Consider the following 17,318-nt stretch of genomic DNA (forward strand, 5'->3'; position numbering starts at 1 on the left):
GTGCGGCGGCCGTTTGCTGTCATGGTCCGGCTTTGGTGGACTCGACGGATGCTGCTTCTGTTGTTCATCTTGTTCGGGCCGGCCGCCGCAGTGGGCTTGCTCTTCTACGGCCTCGGGGCCCTGGTCCGGGGCGGCCTCCGGCGTGCCGACCGAAGGGTGTGGCTCCGGAGCCTTGCCGCGCTGCTGGGTGCCGGCGCCGCTGCTCTGTACACATGGGGCCTGCTCTTCATCGCCGGTGCGGTCGTGGAAGCCGAGGACGGCGGCGCCGACTCGTCACCGCTTCGGCCGTGCCGGACGCCTGGCCATTGGCAGCGAGCTCTGCGTGTCGTCGACTACAAAGTGGACTATGTGCCACTCCGGTTCGTCTGCAAGACGGAGGGTGGCGGAAGCTTCGACGCCGAGTCCGTTCCGGGCTATGTCAACCCGGCCGTGCTGGGCTTCGCACTGGCCGCTGCCGTATCCGCAGGCGCCGCCGTCTACGAATCGGAGCGCCGTGCCGGGAAAGACCTTGCTGCGTGAAGTGCGGGGGTCACACGGCCAGGTGCCACATTCTGTTGCCGGTGCCCCAGCGGGAGAGGTTGTGGAGTCCACGGGCGATGAGGGCGGCTGCTGAGCGGTCCGCTTGGGTGCGGTCGCGGGTGGGTTGAGGCGAAGGGCCTGTGGCCGGGTGCTCGGGTGGGCGCAGTGCGCCATAGTCGGTGAAGCGGCGGGTGCCGCAGTCGCGGCAGTGGGCCTCGCCGTTTCCCTGTTCCCAGCCGGAGTGGTGTCGGCAATGGTGGACCAAGTGCCCCGTGGTGTACATCGGTTGCTCCTCGTCAGTCGGAGGTGCGGAGTTCGAACCACACACGCCGGCTGCCGACGCGGTGGTGCGGATCCCATTTCCACGTGATCCCGGATGCGGCCGAGAGTCGGCGGATGAGCATCAGGCCCTTGGCCTCCGGTGGCGTTTCGTGGCGTTGGAAAACGCCGGTGCGGTCGTCGTCGAGGACGGCGATGAGCAGTCGGGGCCGAAGCAGGTGGATGTCCATGTGCAGGTGGTCGGCCGTGGCGTGGGCGACGACGTGCGTCACCGCGTCCGACACGCAGATCCGGGCGGCTTCAACGAGGGCGGGGGAGTGGTCCGGTGCGAGTATCCCGCGGACGAAGTCGCGGGCGAGGCGGGTGGTGGCGGGGATGGCCGGGGCGGTGAGCCGGTAGGCCGAACACGCTGAGCGGGGCTTGTCGAGCATGGCTGTACGCATGGGTGGTCTCCCTCGCGGTGTGGCTCGCGTCCGATGCCGCGTTGACCAGCCGGCCGCCTGCGGTCTGTCAATGGGCGTGCGAGTGGCGGCACTTCGTCCCGCCGGTGCGGTGCGCGATGCTGCACGAAGGTAGTGGCATCTATTCTCCGGGGCAAGGTTGTTCACTCTTGGGTGTTGACAAGTGGACCCGTGGCACGGTTAGCAGGACACTCGCACCGGAGCAGGGGGAAGGGACGCATGCCGCCGAGGGACACCCCGACCGCGCGTCAGACGCGGTTGGGCGCCGAACTGCGCAAGCTGCGGGAACGAGCGGGCAAGGCGGCCCGTGAGACCGCCGCTTTGCTCTCGGCCGATCAGGCCAAGGTCAGCAATATCGAAGCCGGCAGGGTCGGGGTCAGCGAAGAACGTATTCGCCGTCTTGCCGTGTTCTACATGTGCGATGACGTCGCGTTGGTCGAAGCGCTGTGCGCGATGGCGCGTGAGTACCGAGGCCAGTTCTGGTGGGACGAATACCGGGGCGTTCTGGCGCCCGGCTTCCTCGACGTATCGGAGCTGGAGCATCATGCGGTCTCGCTGACGTCGGTGCAGAGCGTCACCATTCCCGGGTTGCTGCAAACCGAGGAATATGCGCGAACGTTGTTCGGAGCTCCGCACCTGAAGCTTTCTGTCGAAGAGATTGAGGTGCGGGTGGAACACCGCATGCGACGGCAGCAGGTCGTCCATGCCGAACAGCCGCCGGTCGTTGGAGCCGTCATCCATGAAGCCGCCCTGCGTATGCGCTTCGGAGGACGCAAGGTCGCGCGGGCCCAACTCGAGCGCGTAATCGAGGTCACCGGGCTCCCGAACGTGACCGTCCGGGTGATCCCCTTCACGAGCGAGGACTTCATCGAGGCCACGCATCCGGTGCTCTATGCGGGCGCTCCGGTGTCTCAACTCGACACCGTACGGATCGGCACACCGTTTGGCGGACGGTTCCTATATTCCGAGACCGACTTGAAGAGGTTCCGCGAATTGATTGTGCTCGCCGAGCACGCGGCGCTCGATCCGGACGATTCGCGGCACTTCATCCACCACATCGCCCGAGAGCTGTGAAAGACGGGGACATGGGTACCGAGATCCAGTGGCAGAAGTCCTCCTTCTCCGGAGGTGGGGACGAAGACTGCATAGAGGTCGCCGAGCAGGGCGACGAGATACTGATACGTGAGAGCGATGAGCCCGAAAGACCCGCGATCCTGCGCCGTCGCGCCCTGGCCGCAGCGCTCTTGCGGGTGAAGTCGGGAGATTTCGACAGCTCGGCGACGTGAAGTCAAGTGGTGCCGCCGTGGATTCGTGGTGGCGCCACGGGACACACTGCAAGTGCCTTCCGTTCAGGGCCCGTTCACTCAGTGTGGCGTTCTGATTGCCGAGTTCCTTGCCGATGTCGCGCGGACCGTCCATCACCTTTCCTGTTCCTGAACGTGACGTACTCGGCGCAGAGTTGGGGTCGTGCTGGACAGGGAACTTACTCGGCCTTTATATTGATCGAATCGCTGCGGGCCTCCGTTCCAAAGGAGCTCGTCGGCGATTTTCGAGTTCAGGGGTGGGGATCCTATGGCGCGCGTGAGTCGTGCTTGCTTTGTTGTGCCCGGGGGGATCGGGCTCGTGGTGGGGCGGTATGCCGACGGCATCCCCGGCCGTGGCGGCCGAAACGGTGAGGTGCGCCGCCGCGCAGGTGAACTCCGGGGAGTTCACGGTTCCGGGCAGAAAGCCGGCCACCGCGGCGCGTGCCGAGGTATGTACGGCGGCGGGTGAGATCCCTGGGCGGGCGCTGAAGCCGGAGCAGTGGCACCCGGCCGGCTGCCCTCTCGTCGGCACCTGAACAGGCTTGATTTCTCGCCGGATTTGCGGCGATCTTCACGACAGGGCGATCTTCGCGCCGGAATGATTCCGCTCGCCGGTGTGCCCTGCGGCGTGCCATGAACAACGGGCAGTAATGCGCGCCTTGTTGTCGAGTCGGGCAGCCCTTTGGGTCTCGTTCCGTTCGGCATGGCCGAACGCGGAATCAAGAGCGCGCCACTGTGCGTTCCGGCGCACGCCTTGCGCCCACCTTCATCCATCAATCGCACAGACGCCACAGGGGGGCGTGGGTCACCACGCGACGTGCAGCGTCATCCCTCTCTGTCGGCTGCCAACGCGCAGAGTAAGGAACAGAGTTGAAACCGTTCAGACCGGCCCGTGCCGGGATCGCGGGCCTTGCGGCCGCCGCTGTCCTGGCCGGGCTGATACAGGGCAGTGCGGCGTACGCCGTACCCGAAGCCCCACCGGTCGACCCCAAGTCGATGGAGGCGCCCGCCGGTTCGGGTCGGGTCGCCGACCCCGACGAGCATCTCGGGAAGAACTGGGACACGTCGAAGGACCAGGCCGTCACCGCCGCCGCCGACGCCAAGGGCCTGCGCATCCTCACCGCGGAGTCGGGCCAGGCGTACGCGTGGAAGACGGCCGCCGTTCTCAGCGAGCCGGGAATGCCCGCCGATTCGTGGATCGGCAACCAGTGCGTCATGGACGACTCCCACGTCGCCGCCGTGTACGCCCCGCGCGCGTTCACGAACAAGCCCGACCTGATGCAGGGCGGCGCGTTCACGGCGATCGTGAACACCGAGACGGGTGACGTGACGAAGCTGCCGTTCACCGCCACCCTCGCCTACTTCGATCCCACCTGTAACACCACCACGCACACCGCCGCCTTCACCCAGTACCGCGACATGAACGACATGTCGAAGGTGAAGACGCAGGTGATCACGGTGGACACGGCGGGCAGGACGGTCGTCAGGACGGGTGAGCTGCGCGGGCAGGTGTCGTCGGCGGCCCCGGTGAAGGACGGCGTCGTCGCCGGTCTCGGCCGCGATCTCGTTCGGATCGACGGCAAGGGGAAGACCCGCCGGCTCGCCAAGGGCGACAGCATGCCCTTCGACATCCGCCCCATGGCCGGTGACCGGATCGCCTTCGTGGACCGCAAGGGCACGAAGACGGCGCAGGCGAAGGTGTACAGCGGCAGCGGCACGCCGCGTACGGTCGCCACCGGACGCCTCGGTGAGCTCGAACTCACGCAGGGTGCGCAGGGCCGCGCCTTCCTCACCGGCCGTCCCAAGGACGTGAAGGTGGAGGGAAGCGGTGTCACCGAGATCGACGCGCCGGCCGACACCGACGTTTCCTCCCTCGGCCGCCTCGCCGTCGACCCCGTGCTCACCCCCGGCGTCCGCGCCGGACTGACCCGCATCAAGGGGGGCGGCAAGGGATTCGACAAGGTGGACGAGCCCGAGGCGGGTGTGCGTTCCCGCTCCGGGAAGGCGCCCGGGACGGCGGGCGGTGACACCACGCTCACCGTCACGTCGACCGCCACCACGACGGGGGACAAGGTCGAGCAGCGGGTGACCTCGCCGCAGCCGAAGCTCAAGAACGGCCTTTCCCCCGCCCTGACCGGCGGTACCCAGCCGCGCAGGCTGGCACGCGCCGCGGCCGATTCGGCACCGGTGTCCCACGATCCCGTCGACACCGACCGCTGGTGCTCCGTCTCCCGCAACGACATGAGCGCCCAGGCGCTGCAGCCGACGCCGAACCAGGTCGAGTGGGCCGTGGACATGGCCGTACGCGGCGAGCTGCGCGGCAAGTGGCTCCGCCAGGGCGGCTATCGCGACCAGGCCGGGCTGGGCACGGTCGACCCGCAGGGGCTGTTCCCCCTCCCGTCGCTGAACGGAGGAGGCCACATCCCGGCCAACGTCCTCCTCGGCGTCCTGGCCCAGGAGTCCAACCTGTGGCAGGCCGAGTCCGGTGCGATCCCCGGCCAGATGGGCAGTCCGCTGGCCGCCGTTGACGGCTACTACGGCCACAGCACGAAGGACACCCTCCTCGGCTACTGGCGCATCAAGTGGGACAAGTCCGACTGTGGCTACGGCGTGGGCCAGGTCACGGACGGGATGCGCCTGGCGGGGCACGAGAAGACGGACAAGCAGACGGGCCAGAAGGTCGAGACGAGCCTCGACCCGAAGCTGCAGAAGATCATCGCGATCGACTACGCCAGCAACGTCGCCGCCTCCATGAAGATCCTCGCCGACAAGTGGAACGAGGTTCACAAGGACGGGCAGCGGATCACGGTCAACAACGACGACCCCGCCCGTGTGGAGAACTGGTTCACCGCGGTCTGGAACTACAACCTCGGCTTCAACCCCAGGTCGGAAGCCTCGAAGAACGGCGGCAACTGGGGTCTGGGCTGGTACAACAACCCCGCCAACCCCATGTACAAGAAGGGTGCTTGGGACCACCCGTTCATGGATGTCAGCCTCAGCAAGGACAACATCCGTGACGCGGCGCACCCGCAGTACTGGCCGTACGAGGAGAAGGTGATGGGCTGGGCCTCCTGGTCCATCGACACCGGCTTCTCCTATGACACGGAAGGCCGTCAGGACTGGAAGGGCGAGAAGGGGTTCTCCTCCGCCGGATTCCGTCCCGCCTGGTGGGTCAAAGTCGACGAGCGTTCCCGCGTCAGCCCGCAGTTGGACACTTTCTGCAACAAGAACAACAACTGCGACCCGAAGAACCCGGTCGACTGCCCGGATGAGGCCTGCTACCGGCAGTTCTGGTGGAATCAGGAGAATGCGACGTGGAAGTCCAACTGCGCCCAGAGCTGCGGTAACGAGGACATCAAGTACAAGACCTTGCGCTCCGAGCCGGGACGCGGTCACCGGCTGAAGAACGGCGAGCCGGTGTGCGGCACCGCCCCGGCGGGCTCCGACGTCGTCACCTCGATTCCCGCCGGCACGGAGACGTGGTCGGACTGCGGGAAGGCGTCGTCGACGGGCAGTTTCCAGTTCACCTTCTATCCCGACATGGACAAGCAGTACGAGGCGAAAGCCGATCTGCATTCCATCGGGGGCGGCGACGGCGGCCATTTCTGGTACACCCACACCCGTAACGAGAACAACCTCGGCGGCGACGGCAACCGGATGACGATCGACGGCGAGTGGACGGCGGGCAAGACGTACGATCTCGCCGCCGTCTACGCGTACATCCCCGACACCGGGGCGCAGACCAGGCACGCGAAGTACGTCATCAGCGGCGCCTCCGGAGGCCCGTACGAGCGGTTCGTGGACCAGAACGCGAACAACGGCAAGTGGGTGCCGCTGGGCGCCTACAAGTTCACGTCCACGCCGAAGGTGAAGCTGACGAACTACACGAAGACGGGCACCGCCGACCATGATGTCGCCTGGAACTCCGTGGCGTTCAAGCCGATCAAGGGCAAGTTCGTCCACCGCTCCCTGACCGCCGCCGCGATCTTCGACCCCAACCAGGAGCTGAACTCGAACTCCCCGGTGACGGGGCTCGAGACGCCCGTGCGGTCGATGAAGTCGCTCTACGAGTGGGGCCTGGGGCTCGCCGAGCGGGCCCAGCTGTGGAACAACAACGGCAATGGCGTCGAGGCCTTGGGCCTGAGCTACCACGCGCGTTGCAAGACGGCGAAGGCCGTGGGCGAGTGCACGGGCCAGAAGACGTACGACGAGGCCGCGAAGTGGGCGAAGGACATCAAGGAAGGCGGCTGGAAGCCGAGGGAGGACGGCTCCGCCCCCGCGATGTCGATCCCGGTGTGGATGGCCATGGCCAACCGGCGCCCCGACCCGTCCAAGCCCGCCTCCGAGGCCTACAAGGACCCGAACAGCTACAAGATCAAGTCCGATGTGTCCGTGACGTTCGTGGTCGGCGAGGACGGGAAGATCGTTGACGGCAGCGTGGGGTCGGACTACCGCTCCCGCGTCGGCAACGCCCACCTCCCCTACTTCGTCACGAAGATCATGAAGGCGATCGAGGCGGACTACGGCATCCTCGCGCCGGACATCGACTACACCACGCAGGACGCGCTGGAGTACGGCAACGTCAAGACGTCCCACCCCTACGACGACGGGGACACTCCGGGTCAGGCGTACTTCCCGCACTTCCGTGGCGCACGCCTCGACGACGCCAAGCAGTGCGTGGACTTCCGTGCCGTCGGCGGCGGCGTCCACGGTTACCGCGACATGATCAGCCACAAGTCGATCAACGACAATGTCAAGGCGTGGGTGGACGAGGTCAAGTCGAACACGGAGACCAACGAGGCTGTGAGGCGGTTCGCCGGGGACATCTACTCGATGTTCTTCAAGAACAGCGGGCCCAAAAACATGATGGGCTCCATGATCGGCAACGCGCCTCCGATCTGGCAGGACATCTCCGCCGCCTTCTGCGCCGACGGCTCCGTGAAGCCGACGCATCTGCAGAAGAACGGTGACGCGAAGCCGTCCAATGGCATCGTCTTCCAGTCCTACATGCCCGACCTCTACCTGTACATCGACGACCGCATGACCGACAACCTCGGCCACCCGTCGAAGGAGCGGATCAATATCGGTGATTGGAGGAACTTCTCCAACTTGCCCCTGACTGCTCCCAAGGGCAACGCCTTTGCCCTCTGTGGCGTGGCCATCCGGAACAGCGGTGGTAACCCATGGGGCGTGGACGCCCCGGTGCCGATCTTCGGTGACGGACCCGGGAACCGGCCGGGCAAGGTGATCCACTGTGATGAACCGGAGAAAGAGTTCACCGTCAACCTCACCCAGTGATCAGGGAGTTCGCCAGGTGATTTAGCATCGTGCGAAGGGGGAGGGGGCCAGGTAATGCTGGTCCGGCCCCCTCCCCTCTTCGTGCATCAAGGGAGAATTTCTCGTGGGTTTCTTTTACGTGGCCTTTCTTGTTTTCTTCCTCTACCTGGCGCTCGCGATCCTGCTGTGCAAGAAAGTCGCGCGCGTGACAACGGCGAGGACAGGGTGGGCCATGGCCTTCATGTTGGTCGTCCTCCCCGTCGTACTGCTGGTCATCGGCGGGATGATCGATGCCGATCGGACCGCGTCCTGACCTGCCCGGCGCCGACGGTCCGGGGTCCATGGGGCGCCGTCTCCTGAGTAAGACCCTTTGGCTGACTCCTCATGAGCTGATTCCTCATGACAAGTGCCCCCTGTTCCCCGGAGAGGGAACAGGGGGCACTTGTGGTTGCGCCGTCAGCCCCCGTTCACCCGCCTCGCGATCCTGTCCCCGACCTCCTTGTCGATGTTGCGCCAGTACTGCAGCGCGCGGTCGAGGACCGGGCGGCTCACGCCGTTGAGCAAGTGGCCCGAGACGTTGTTGACCAAACGCTCGCGGGCCGCGTCGTCCAGGACCTTGCGGACCATCGTGCCCGCCTGGCCCCAGTCGTCGTCCTCGCGGTGGAGCCTGGACGCCTCGCGGACCATGTCGCCGGAGGCGGGCCAGCCGGCGATCTCGCCGAAGCGGGCGGTGTCGGCCGCCGGGCCGCCGTAGGAGTTGGGGGCGTACGGGCGGGCCGTGTTGGCCGCCTCGTAGCGCATCGGGCCGTCCTTGGCGTAGGAGTTGACCACCGAGTGCGCCCGGTTGGGCGGCAGCTGGGCGTAGTTGGGGCCGATGCGGTACCGGTGGGTGTCCGGGTAGGAGAAGAGGCGGCCAAGGAGCATCTTGTCGGGGGACGGGCCGATGCCGGGGACGAGGTTCGACGGCTCGAAGGCGGCCTGTTCGATGTGGACGAAGAAATCCTCGGGATTGCGGTCCAGGGTCATGCGCCCGACCTCGATGAGCGGGTAGTCGCCGTGCGGCCAGACCTTCGTGAGGTCGAAGGGGTTGAAGCGGTAGCCGGCCGCGTCGTCGAAGGGCATGATCTGGACCTTGAGGGTCCAGGACGGGGCGTTTCCGCTGTCGATGGCCTGCCAGAGGTCCTTGCGGTGTACGTCCGGGTCCTCGCCGGCCAGCCGGTCCGCGTCCTCCTGGGTGAGGAAGTCGATGCCCTGGTCGGTGATGAAGTGGTACTTGATCCAGAACTTCTCGCCGCCGGCGTTGACCCACAGGTAGGTGTGCGAGCCGTAGCCGTTCATATTGCGCCAGGTCTTCGGGATCCCGCGGTCGCCCATCAGCCAGGTGACCATGTGGGCGGACTCGGGGGACAGCGTCCAGAAGTCCCACTGCATGTCGTTGTCGCGCAGCCCGTTGTCGGGGCGGCGCTTCTGGGAGCGGATGAAGTCCTGGAACTTCTGCGGGTCGCGGACGAAGAAGATCGGCGTGTTGTTGCCGACGAGGTCGTAATTGCCGTGTTCCGTATAGAACTTGACCGCGAAGCCGCGGGGGTCGCGCCAGGTGTCCGGGGAGCCCTGCTCGCCGGCCACCGTGGAGAAGCGGACGAGCGTCTCGGTGGTCTTCCCCGGCTGGAAGAGCGCGGCCTTGGTGTACTGGCTGACGTCCTGCGTCACCCGGAAGGTGCCGTAGGCGCCGCCGCCCTTGGCGTGGACCACCCGCTCCGGCACCCGCTCCCGGTTGAACTGGGCCATCTTCTCGATGAGGTAGTGGTCCTGGAGCAGGATGGGGCCGGAGTCACCGATGGTGAGCGAGTGCTCGTCGCTCTCCACGGGAACGCCCGCGTTGTTGGTCGTGTACGGAGTGTGCTGCTGCGCCGAGTCGGTCATGGGACGCCTCCCGGAACGGGTGATGGCGAGGGCGTCGTCCGTGCCGCCCTCCACACCGGCCAGTCAACTCCGTCGACAGCGCGTCGGCAACAGCGCCCTGGACACTGTCCAAAATTTCATCACGTACCGCCGAACGGGTCGATTGGTCACCCTGAGTGAACGATCAGTGAGCACGCGAAGGCAGCGCGAGCTCGAACCACACCACCTTTCCCGTGCTCAGCCGCGTAGCACCCCAGCGCCGGGCCAGCTTGTTCACCAGGTACAGCCCGCGACCGCCCTCGTCCGAGGGGCGCGCCTGGCGCAGCCGGGGCAGCTGGGGGACGTCGTCGCCGACCTCGCAGCGCAGCACGTTCGTCCGCAGGAGGCGCAGCGTGATCGGGCGCTCCGCGTACCGCACCGCATTGGTGATCACCTCGCTGACCAGCAGCTCCACGGCGTCGCTCAGCTCGCCCAGCTCCCAGCGGTCCAGCGCGCGCCGGGCCAGCCGGCGGGCCTGCCGGGCCGTCTGCGGGCGCGGATCGAGGAACCAGTACGCGACGTCGCTGGGGGCTATGCCCTCGAAGCGGGCGGCGAGCAGGGCGATGTCGTCGTCCCGGTCGCCCGGGCCGAGCATGCCCAGCACCTCGTCGCACAGCGGCTCCAGCGGCGGCGGGTTGGGGCCCGTGAGGCGCGCGGTGTCGATGAGGCGCTCGCGGAGTTGCTCTATCCCGGTCCACACGTCCCGGATGCGGGACTCGACCAGGCCGTCGGTGTAGAGGAGCAGGGTCGCCCCGGCGGGGGCGTCCAGCTCCACGGCCTCGAAGTCGACCCCGCCCACGCCGATCGGGGCGCCCGGCGGCACCCGGAGCACCTCGGCGCGGCCGCCGCGGTGCAGCATGATCGGCGGCGGATGACCCGCGTTGGCGATCACGATGCGGTGCGAGACCGGGTCGTAGACCGCGTAGAGGCAGGTCGCCATCCGGTCCGAGCCCAGCCGCTGCGCCTGCTCGTCCAGGTGGTGCAGCACCTCCTGCGGCGGCAGGTCCAGGCCCGCCAGCGTCTGCGCCGTCGTCCGCAGCTGGCCCATGATCGCGGCGGACGTCATGGAGTGGCCCATCACGTCGCCGACGACCAGCGCGATGCGGTTGCCGGGCAGCGGGATCGCGTCGTACCAGTCGCCGCCGACCCGGGCGGTCTCCGCGGCCGGCAGGTAGCGGCTGGCCAGCCGTACACCGGTGGGCTGGGGGAGGGAGTCGGGGAGCATGGTGCGCTGGAGCTCGTCGGCGATGTAGACCTCGCGGCCGTAGAGGACGGCCTTGTCCACGCCGAGGGCGGTGTGCGTCGCCAGCTGCGCCGCGACCAGCAGGTCGTCGCCCTCGAAGGCCGGCCGGTCGGGCCGGCGTATGAACACCGCCGCCCCGATCACCCGGCGCCGGCCGCGCAGCGGCGCGAGGATCGTGCGCCGCTGCTGCGGTACGGGCCGGTCCGCGCCGAGCAGCTCGGGCAGGGCCGCCCGCGCGGCCGAGGAGTCCCCGAAGACGGGCCGGACACCCCGCAGCACCTCCGCGAGCGGCCCGCCTATGCGCACCTCGCAGCGCTCGGCCGCGGCGTCCGCCAGCTCCAGGCCGAGGCCCGGCTCGCCCGCGGGCGCCGGGACGGCCGGAGCGGCGGCGAGAGGCCCGGCTCCCCAGGCCGACTCGGGGGTGCTCAGCCCCCGCGCGTACTCCGGCAGCCGGTCGGTGCGGCGCAGCCGCAGCACGACCGGGCCGACCGGGCGCTCGTCGCCGACCGGCAGCGGGTCGCGCAGATAGACGAGGATCGCGTCGGCGAAGGTCGGGACGGTGGCCCGGCACAGGCCCAGCACGATCTCGTCCAGGTCGATGCCGCGGGCGATCCGGCGGGTGGCCGCGCCGACGAAGCGCAGCCGCTCCCCGCCGCCGGTGCCGCCCGTGCCGCCGCCCGCGGGCCGGGGCCCGTCGGCCGCCGGGTGGGCACGGCCCTCGCCGGCCGCCCCGTCGGGCGGGTCCACCGGCCCGTCGACGCCGCCGGCGCTCATGACGGGCCGCACGGTACGTGCCCCGCGCGGCAGCGGCAGCGCCTCGTCGGGCTCGTCGCCGGTGCGGGGGCGCGGCGCGCCGGCCGGCGCGGGGGTGGGCCGGACTGCGGCATTCCGCTGTCCTCCGTGGGAGTCGGTCTGCTCCGTCACGCGTGGGGTTCCATCCGTCGGGGCCGTAAGCCCGGTCGCACAGGGCGCACCGTGGTCAGGCGGCGCGTCGCAGATTGAGGAAGAGCTGGATCTCGGGCGGTACGTCCGTGCTCAGCGGGGCGTACGCCGGCGAGCTCTCGCCGACGATCTCGAAGCCCGCCGCGCTGACGACCTCCCGCAACTCGTCGCGCAGGTAACCCGATACCCGGATCGTGTTGCCGAGGAACGGTATCGCATAGTCGTCCACGTCCGCCTCCACCATCGAGAGGGCCATCGCACCCCCCGGTCTCAGCAGTCCGTGCAGCATCCGCAGCGCGTGCGGGATCTCCGGGCGGGGCAGCATCAGCAGGGCGAAGAACGCGGCGATGCCGTCGAAGGTGCCCAGCCGGCCGTCCCGCAGGTCCGCCAGATCCGCCAGGTGGAACTCGGCCTCCGGCACATGGCCGCGGGCCAGCTCCAGCATCCCCTCGGAGAGGTCGACGCCCACGACCGCGTGCCCGGCGTCCACCAGCTGACGGGCGGTCGGCAGACCGGTGCCGCAGCCGACGTCCAGCACCCGCGAACCCGCCGGCAGCGACTCCGCCAGCCAGGCGCCGGCGGCCAGTTGGCCGTCCTTGTGCGGGAACGCCTCGTCGTAACGGTCGCCGATGGCGTCGAACGCCTCGGCCTGACCGCTGCGGTCCGGGCCCGTCAGGGCGTAACCGTCATAGGCCCGCTGCTCGTCGTCACCGCTCACGGCTGCGCCCTCCTCGCGTAATGCCTTAGTGGCTTTTCCTCTATGACATGGCGTCAGTTTTCCCGGGGTCTGTGGCGGTGGTGCCGTCACCGTGCCCCTGCCCCCATGCCCGTGCGTCACCGTGCAGTACCACGGAGGACGATCCTACGGGCGCCCCGCGGGGCGACGGCAAGCGCTTCCGCCCGTCACGCCCGCTGGGGTGCCGGGACGCGTCCCCAGTCGTCGGGGAGCGCCGGCACCGGCCAGGCCGGGTCGGGCCGCCAGCCCTCCCAGCCGGAGGTGAACGGCGCGCCCCAGGACTCGATGTGCTCGACCGCCGCATGTCCGGCGGCCCGTACCTCCTCGGCCCGAGCGGCTGACATCAGGCCCACGCGCTGCGCCTGGGCGAACTCGTCCTCGTCCTTCCACTCCCAACGCCGGTCGGGGTAGACGGCGATGTCGAGGAAGTGGTCCTCGGAATCGACCCCGCCGGCCCAGCGCGCGAGCGGTTCCTCAAGATTCACGTACCAGTTGCGGAACCTCCAGTCGAGGTCCCAGAAGAGCCAGACCGACCACGGTTCGCCGGGGCGCGCGAGTTTGAGCACGCCGGTGCCGGTCCAGGTGCCGACGGCGGTGGTGCGCGGCTTGGTGTAACGGGTGGCGAGGGGCTCCTGGTACGGGGGCGTGCCGTCGGCGAGGACGGGGCGTACGCAGGCGGTGCCGGAGGCCAGCCAGACGGCGAGCAGGTCGTCGGTGTCCTGGACGACGGTCACGGGACGGCAGATGTGGACGCGGTCGGTGGCGTTGGCGCGGTAGCGCCACAGGATGTGGTCCCCGGGGGCCCAGTGCCCGGCGTCGCTCGCCGATTCCGCTTCCACTTGCGCTGTCATGCGCAGATCTTAGGGGGAGGGGGGTGGGATGTGCCGTGATGTATACCGCATGGGGGTGGGTAGGGGGAGGGGTTGTGCCCCGGCCCCTCCCCCAGAGGGGCACCCCCACTTTCACCGTTTCTCGCGCTCCCGCGCAGGGCAACGCGGCTTCGCCGCGTTCGTCCTCAAGCGCCGGACGGGCTGAAATCCAGCCCGTCCGGCGCTTGAGGACACCCGCGCGGAGCGCAAAGAAATGGTGAAAGTGGGGGTGCCCCCTCTGGGGGAGGGTCCGGGGCACACCCCCCCGCGGTCCTACGGCCGCGTCATCCGCAGTACATCCAGCGCCTCGTCCAACTGCTCCACCGTCAGCAGCCCCTTCTCCACATACCCACCCTCCAGCACCACCGCCCGAATCGTCTTCCGCTCCGCCAGCGCCCGCTTCGCCACCTTCGCCGCCTCCTCGTACCCGATGTAGCGGTTCAGCGGCGTGACGACGGACGGCGACGACTCCGCGTACTCCCGCGCCCGTTCCACGTTCGCCGTGATGCCGTCGACCGTCCGGTCGGCCAGCAGCCGCGCCGCGTTGCCGAGCAGCCGCACCGACTCCAGCAGGTTCTTCGCCATCACCGGCAGCATGACGTTGAGTTCGAAGTTGCCGGCCGCACCCGCCGTCGCGACCGTCGCGTCGTTGCCGACGACCTGTGCGGCGACCATCAGGACCGCCTCCGGGACGACCGGATTGACCTTGCCCGGCATGATGGACGAACCCGGCTGGAGATCGGGGAGGTTGATCTCGGCCAATCCCGTCCGCGGCCCGGACGCCATCCACCGCAGATCGTTGGCGATCTTCGTCAGGCCGACGGCGATCGTCCGCAGCTGACCGCTCGTCTCGACCAGTCCGTCCCGCGCGCCCTGCGCCTCGAAGTGGTCGCGGGCCTCGGTCAGCGGCAGCCCCGTCGCGCGGGCGACCTCGGCGATGACCGCGGCGGAGAAGCCGGGCGGGGTGTTGATGCCGGTGCCCACCGCCGTGCCGCCGAGCGGGAGTTCGGCCAGCCGGGGCAGCGAGGCGCGCAGCCGCTCGACGCCGTACCGGACCTGCGCCGCGTAGCCGCCGAACTCCTGGCCGAGGGTGACGGGGGTGGCGTCCATCAGGTGCGTCCGCCCCGACTTGACGACCTCGGCGAACTCCTTCGCCTTGCGCTCCAGCGAGACCGCGAGGTGCTCCAGTGCCGGGATCAGCTCGCCGGTGACGGCGCCCGTGGCGGCGATGTGGATGGACGACGGGAAGACGTCGTTGGACGACTGGCTGGCGTTGACGTGGTCATTGGGGTGCACGTCCCGGCCGAGCCGCTCGCCGGCCAGGGTGGCGACGACCTCGTTGGTGTTCATGTTGGACGACGTGCCGGAGCCGGTCTGGAAGACGTCCACGGGGAAGTGGTCGTCCCAGCGGCCCTCCGCGACCTCGCCGGCCGCCTCCGCGATGGCCCGGGCCATGTCCTCGTCGATCACGCCGAGTTCGGCGTTGACCTTGGCGGCGGCCGCCTTGATCCGGGCCAGGGCCGCGATGTGCGCGCGCTCCAGCCGCTGCCCGCTGAGCGGGAAATTCTCCACGGCCCGCTGTGTCTGCGCCCGCCACTTCGCGTGGGCGGGCACCCGCACCTCGCCCATGGAGTCGTGCTCGATCCGGTACTGATCGCTGTCGGTCATCCTCACTACCTCCTGTCAGGGACAGCGTTTGTCTCGTTCCACGTGTTCCCAAAGGCCACTACCAGCCAGTAAATACCGCGGGTAACAACTGAAACCGTGGAGGCTCCATGGCACGCAGATCCACCCTGCGCTGTTCATTCGCCGCATTAACGGCCTTCGCGGCCTTTTTCGGAGGAATGGCCGCGAACGCCCCCATCGCCGGTGCGGAAGCCCGCACCGCCGCCTCGACCCCTCTGTCCCCCGAGCTGGAGAAGCTCCGGGCCGCGGAGGCGGTCGAGCTCTACGGCGACGCGGCCGAGCGGCCGCTCGCCGAGCGCAAGAGCTCGCTGATCTCGCTGGGCGACAGCGAGATATCCGGGGAGGGCGTCGGCACCTACGAACCGGGCACCAACGGCCCCTCCAACTGGTGCCACCGCTCGCCCGACGCCGCGATCCACCGCACGTCGATCCCCGCCGACGTCACCTACAACGTCGCCTGCTCCGGCGCCGACACCGGCAACATCCGTATCGGCGGCAGCAAGCAGTACGCGGACGAACTGGTGCAGAGCGACAACCTGGCGATCAAGGCCCGCAACACCCGCATCAAGATGGTGCTGCTGGTCGCCGGGGCCAACGACGACCTCCAGTTCGGCCCGGTGATCACCGACTGCGTCACCCGCTACCTCACCCTCAAGGGCACCTGCGAGCCCAAGTACGCGCCGGGCTGGCAGGCACGCGTGGACGGCCTGGTGCCGAAGGTGAAGCGGACCGTCGCGGACCTGCGCGCCGTGATGTCCGGCGCGGGGTACGCCGACGGCGACTACAAGCTCGTCGTCATGGGCTATCCGAGCCCGATCGGGGCCGACTTCGAGGACAACCCGGCCTTCCCCGGCAAGCTGCCGGGCGGTTGCGTGGGGTATACCTCCGACGCGGCCTGGGGCCGGAACACGGCCGTGCCGGCGTTCGAGCGCGGCCTGCGGCAGGCGGTGCGGGAGTCGGGCGCGTACTTCCTCGACAACTCCCGCCTCTTCCACGGGCACGAGGTGTGCATGGAGAACGCGTGGGTCCGCGGGCTGTGGCTCGACCTGTCGAACCCCGTCCCGCCGGACGCCAACTCCGTCCGGCAGTCCTTCCACCCCAACGCGCGCGGACACGAGGCGTTCGCGACCTGCCTGAGCCGGTTCTACGCGTCCGGCCACCGCGAGGCGGGGTGCGCGGACCCGGCGAGCACGGACAAGCCGGAGCTGTACGGGGGCTCGTGGGACGAGGCGTACCGGCCGTTGAAGAACGCGTCCACCGGGACGTGCGTGGACGCGTACGGGTCCTTGACGCGCAACGGCACGGAGGTCGGCGGCTGGCCGTGTACGGGGAACCGCAACCAGGAGTGGTGGTACAACGGCGAACGCGGCTCGCTGCGGACGGCGTTGTCGCACGACCGGTGCGTGGACGTGCCGGGGGGCCGCTATACGGCCGGGACTTCTGTAGTCCTGTGGAACTGCCACGGAGGTGACAACCAGCGCTTCGTCCGGGACGGCGGCGGAACGTTCCGCCCGTCGGCGGCGCCGGAGCTGTGCCTGACGCTGGCATCACCGAAGGACCCGGTCCGTCTGCAACGCTGCGACGGCTCCCCGGCCCAACGCTTCGCGTAGCCCCGGCCCCACCCTCTCCCCGTCTCCCGGGGAGCCCCCGGCCCCCGCCACCCTCCGGGCGGCAACCGGGGGCTCCGCAACCGGACCTCGACGGGGCTGCGCCCCGGGCCCGCTCCGGGGGCTTCGCCCCCTGGGCCCCCAGCGGGTCACGCCCCTGGGCCCGTACCAGGGGCTCCGCCCCCTGGATCCCCGCAACCGCGCTCCGCGCGGTTGTCCTCAAACGCCGGACGGGCTGGTTTCGCGCCCGGGCCCGGATTCATCCGGAGCCAGGATCAACCTGAGCTCCGGATTAAACCCGAGCCAGGATCAACCTGAGCTCCGGATTAAACCCGAGCCAGGATCAACCTGAGCTCCGGATTAAACCCGAGCCAGGATTCAAAAGGCCCGGGCACACCATTCAGCCCGTCCGGCGTTTGAGGACGAACGCGGCGCAGCCGCGTTGCGGGGTCCG

At 69.1% G+C, this 17,318-nt stretch carries 13 protein-coding genes; 6 read left to right on the plus strand and 7 right to left on the minus strand.

Going from position 1 to position 17,318, the window contains the following annotated elements:
- Positions 1 to 48: 48 nt before the first annotated feature.
- Entirely contained in the window at positions 49 to 519 is a 471-nt protein-coding gene (locus I5Q34_RS15105) for a hypothetical protein (protein WP_199892692.1), read from the plus strand.
- Between the two features lie 10 nt (positions 520 to 529).
- On the opposite strand, the gene I5Q34_RS15110 is transcribed toward I5Q34_RS15105, so the two are convergent.
- Both I5Q34_RS15110 and I5Q34_RS15115 read right to left on the minus strand, forming a co-directional pair.
- Positions 530 to 802, minus strand: a complete 273-nt coding sequence (locus I5Q34_RS15110; RefSeq protein ID WP_199892693.1) for a DUF6255 family natural product biosynthesis protein — start codon at positions 800 to 802, stop codon at positions 530 to 532.
- Between the two features lie 13 nt (positions 803 to 815).
- Positions 816 to 1,241, minus strand: coding sequence for a hypothetical protein (locus tag I5Q34_RS15115; RefSeq protein WP_199892694.1), 426 nt, complete (start codon positions 1,239 to 1,241; stop codon positions 816 to 818).
- 237 nt (positions 1,242 to 1,478) lie between these two features.
- Between I5Q34_RS15115 and I5Q34_RS15120 the strand changes: the two genes are divergently transcribed.
- From I5Q34_RS15120 to I5Q34_RS15135, 4 genes are all read left to right on the plus strand, one after another.
- On the plus strand, positions 1,479 to 2,333 hold the full coding sequence (locus I5Q34_RS15120; RefSeq protein ID WP_199892695.1) for a helix-turn-helix transcriptional regulator: 855 nt from the start codon (positions 1,479 to 1,481) through the stop codon (positions 2,331 to 2,333).
- Between the two features lie 11 nt (positions 2,334 to 2,344).
- Positions 2,345 to 2,545, plus strand: a complete 201-nt coding sequence (locus tag I5Q34_RS15125) for a DUF397 domain-containing protein (RefSeq protein ID WP_199892696.1) — start codon at positions 2,345 to 2,347, stop codon at positions 2,543 to 2,545.
- An 888-nt stretch (positions 2,546 to 3,433) separates the two neighbouring features.
- The gene (locus I5Q34_RS15130) at positions 3,434 to 7,861 is read left to right on the plus strand and encodes a hypothetical protein (protein ID WP_199892697.1); all 4,428 of its coding nucleotides are present in this window, start codon (positions 3,434 to 3,436) and stop codon (positions 7,859 to 7,861) included.
- 103 nt (positions 7,862 to 7,964) lie between these two features.
- Positions 7,965 to 8,153: a hypothetical protein gene (locus I5Q34_RS15135; protein WP_199892698.1), complete on the plus strand. Its 189-nt coding sequence runs from the start codon at positions 7,965 to 7,967 to the stop codon at positions 8,151 to 8,153.
- Positions 8,154 to 8,296: 143 nt separating this feature from the next.
- Here the strand turns inward: I5Q34_RS15135 and I5Q34_RS15140 are convergent, their stop codons facing one another.
- The 5 genes from I5Q34_RS15140 to I5Q34_RS15160 all read right to left on the minus strand — a co-directional run bounded on the left by I5Q34_RS15140 (position 8,297) and on the right by I5Q34_RS15160 (position 15,239).
- Positions 8,297 to 9,763 carry a catalase gene (locus I5Q34_RS15140; RefSeq protein WP_199892699.1) on the minus strand — a complete coding sequence of 489 codons (1,467 nt, stop codon included), beginning with the start codon at positions 9,761 to 9,763 and terminating at the stop codon, positions 8,297 to 8,299.
- A 163-nt stretch (positions 9,764 to 9,926) separates the two neighbouring features.
- A complete protein-coding gene (locus I5Q34_RS15145; protein WP_199892968.1) occupies positions 9,927 to 12,023 on the minus strand; it encodes a SpoIIE family protein phosphatase in 2,097 nt (698 codons plus the stop codon).
- On the minus strand, positions 12,004 to 12,684 hold the full coding sequence (locus I5Q34_RS15150) for a class I SAM-dependent methyltransferase (protein WP_199892700.1): 681 nt from the start codon (positions 12,682 to 12,684) through the stop codon (positions 12,004 to 12,006). The genes I5Q34_RS15145 and I5Q34_RS15150 overlap by 20 nt, the downstream gene beginning before the upstream one ends.
- A gap of 185 nt (positions 12,685 to 12,869) precedes the next feature.
- Entirely contained in the window at positions 12,870 to 13,553 is a 684-nt protein-coding gene (locus I5Q34_RS15155; RefSeq protein WP_199892701.1) for a DUF402 domain-containing protein, read from the minus strand.
- Positions 13,554 to 13,844: 291 nt separating this feature from the next.
- Positions 13,845 to 15,239 (minus strand): aspartate ammonia-lyase, encoded by a 1,395-nt coding sequence (locus I5Q34_RS15160; RefSeq protein ID WP_199892702.1) that lies wholly within the window; start codon positions 15,237 to 15,239, stop codon positions 13,845 to 13,847.
- A 107-nt stretch (positions 15,240 to 15,346) separates the two neighbouring features.
- Here I5Q34_RS15160 and I5Q34_RS15165 point away from each other — a divergent pair, with 107 nt between their 5' ends.
- Complete coding sequence (locus I5Q34_RS15165) at positions 15,347 to 16,867, plus strand: ricin-type beta-trefoil lectin domain protein (protein WP_199892703.1); 1,521 nt, start codon at positions 15,347 to 15,349, stop codon at positions 16,865 to 16,867.
- Positions 16,868 to 17,318 lie beyond the last annotated feature (451 nt).

It is taken from the genome of Streptomyces sp. AV19 (assembly GCF_015999245.1).
Classification (GTDB): domain Bacteria; phylum Actinomycetota; class Actinomycetes; order Streptomycetales; family Streptomycetaceae; genus Streptomyces.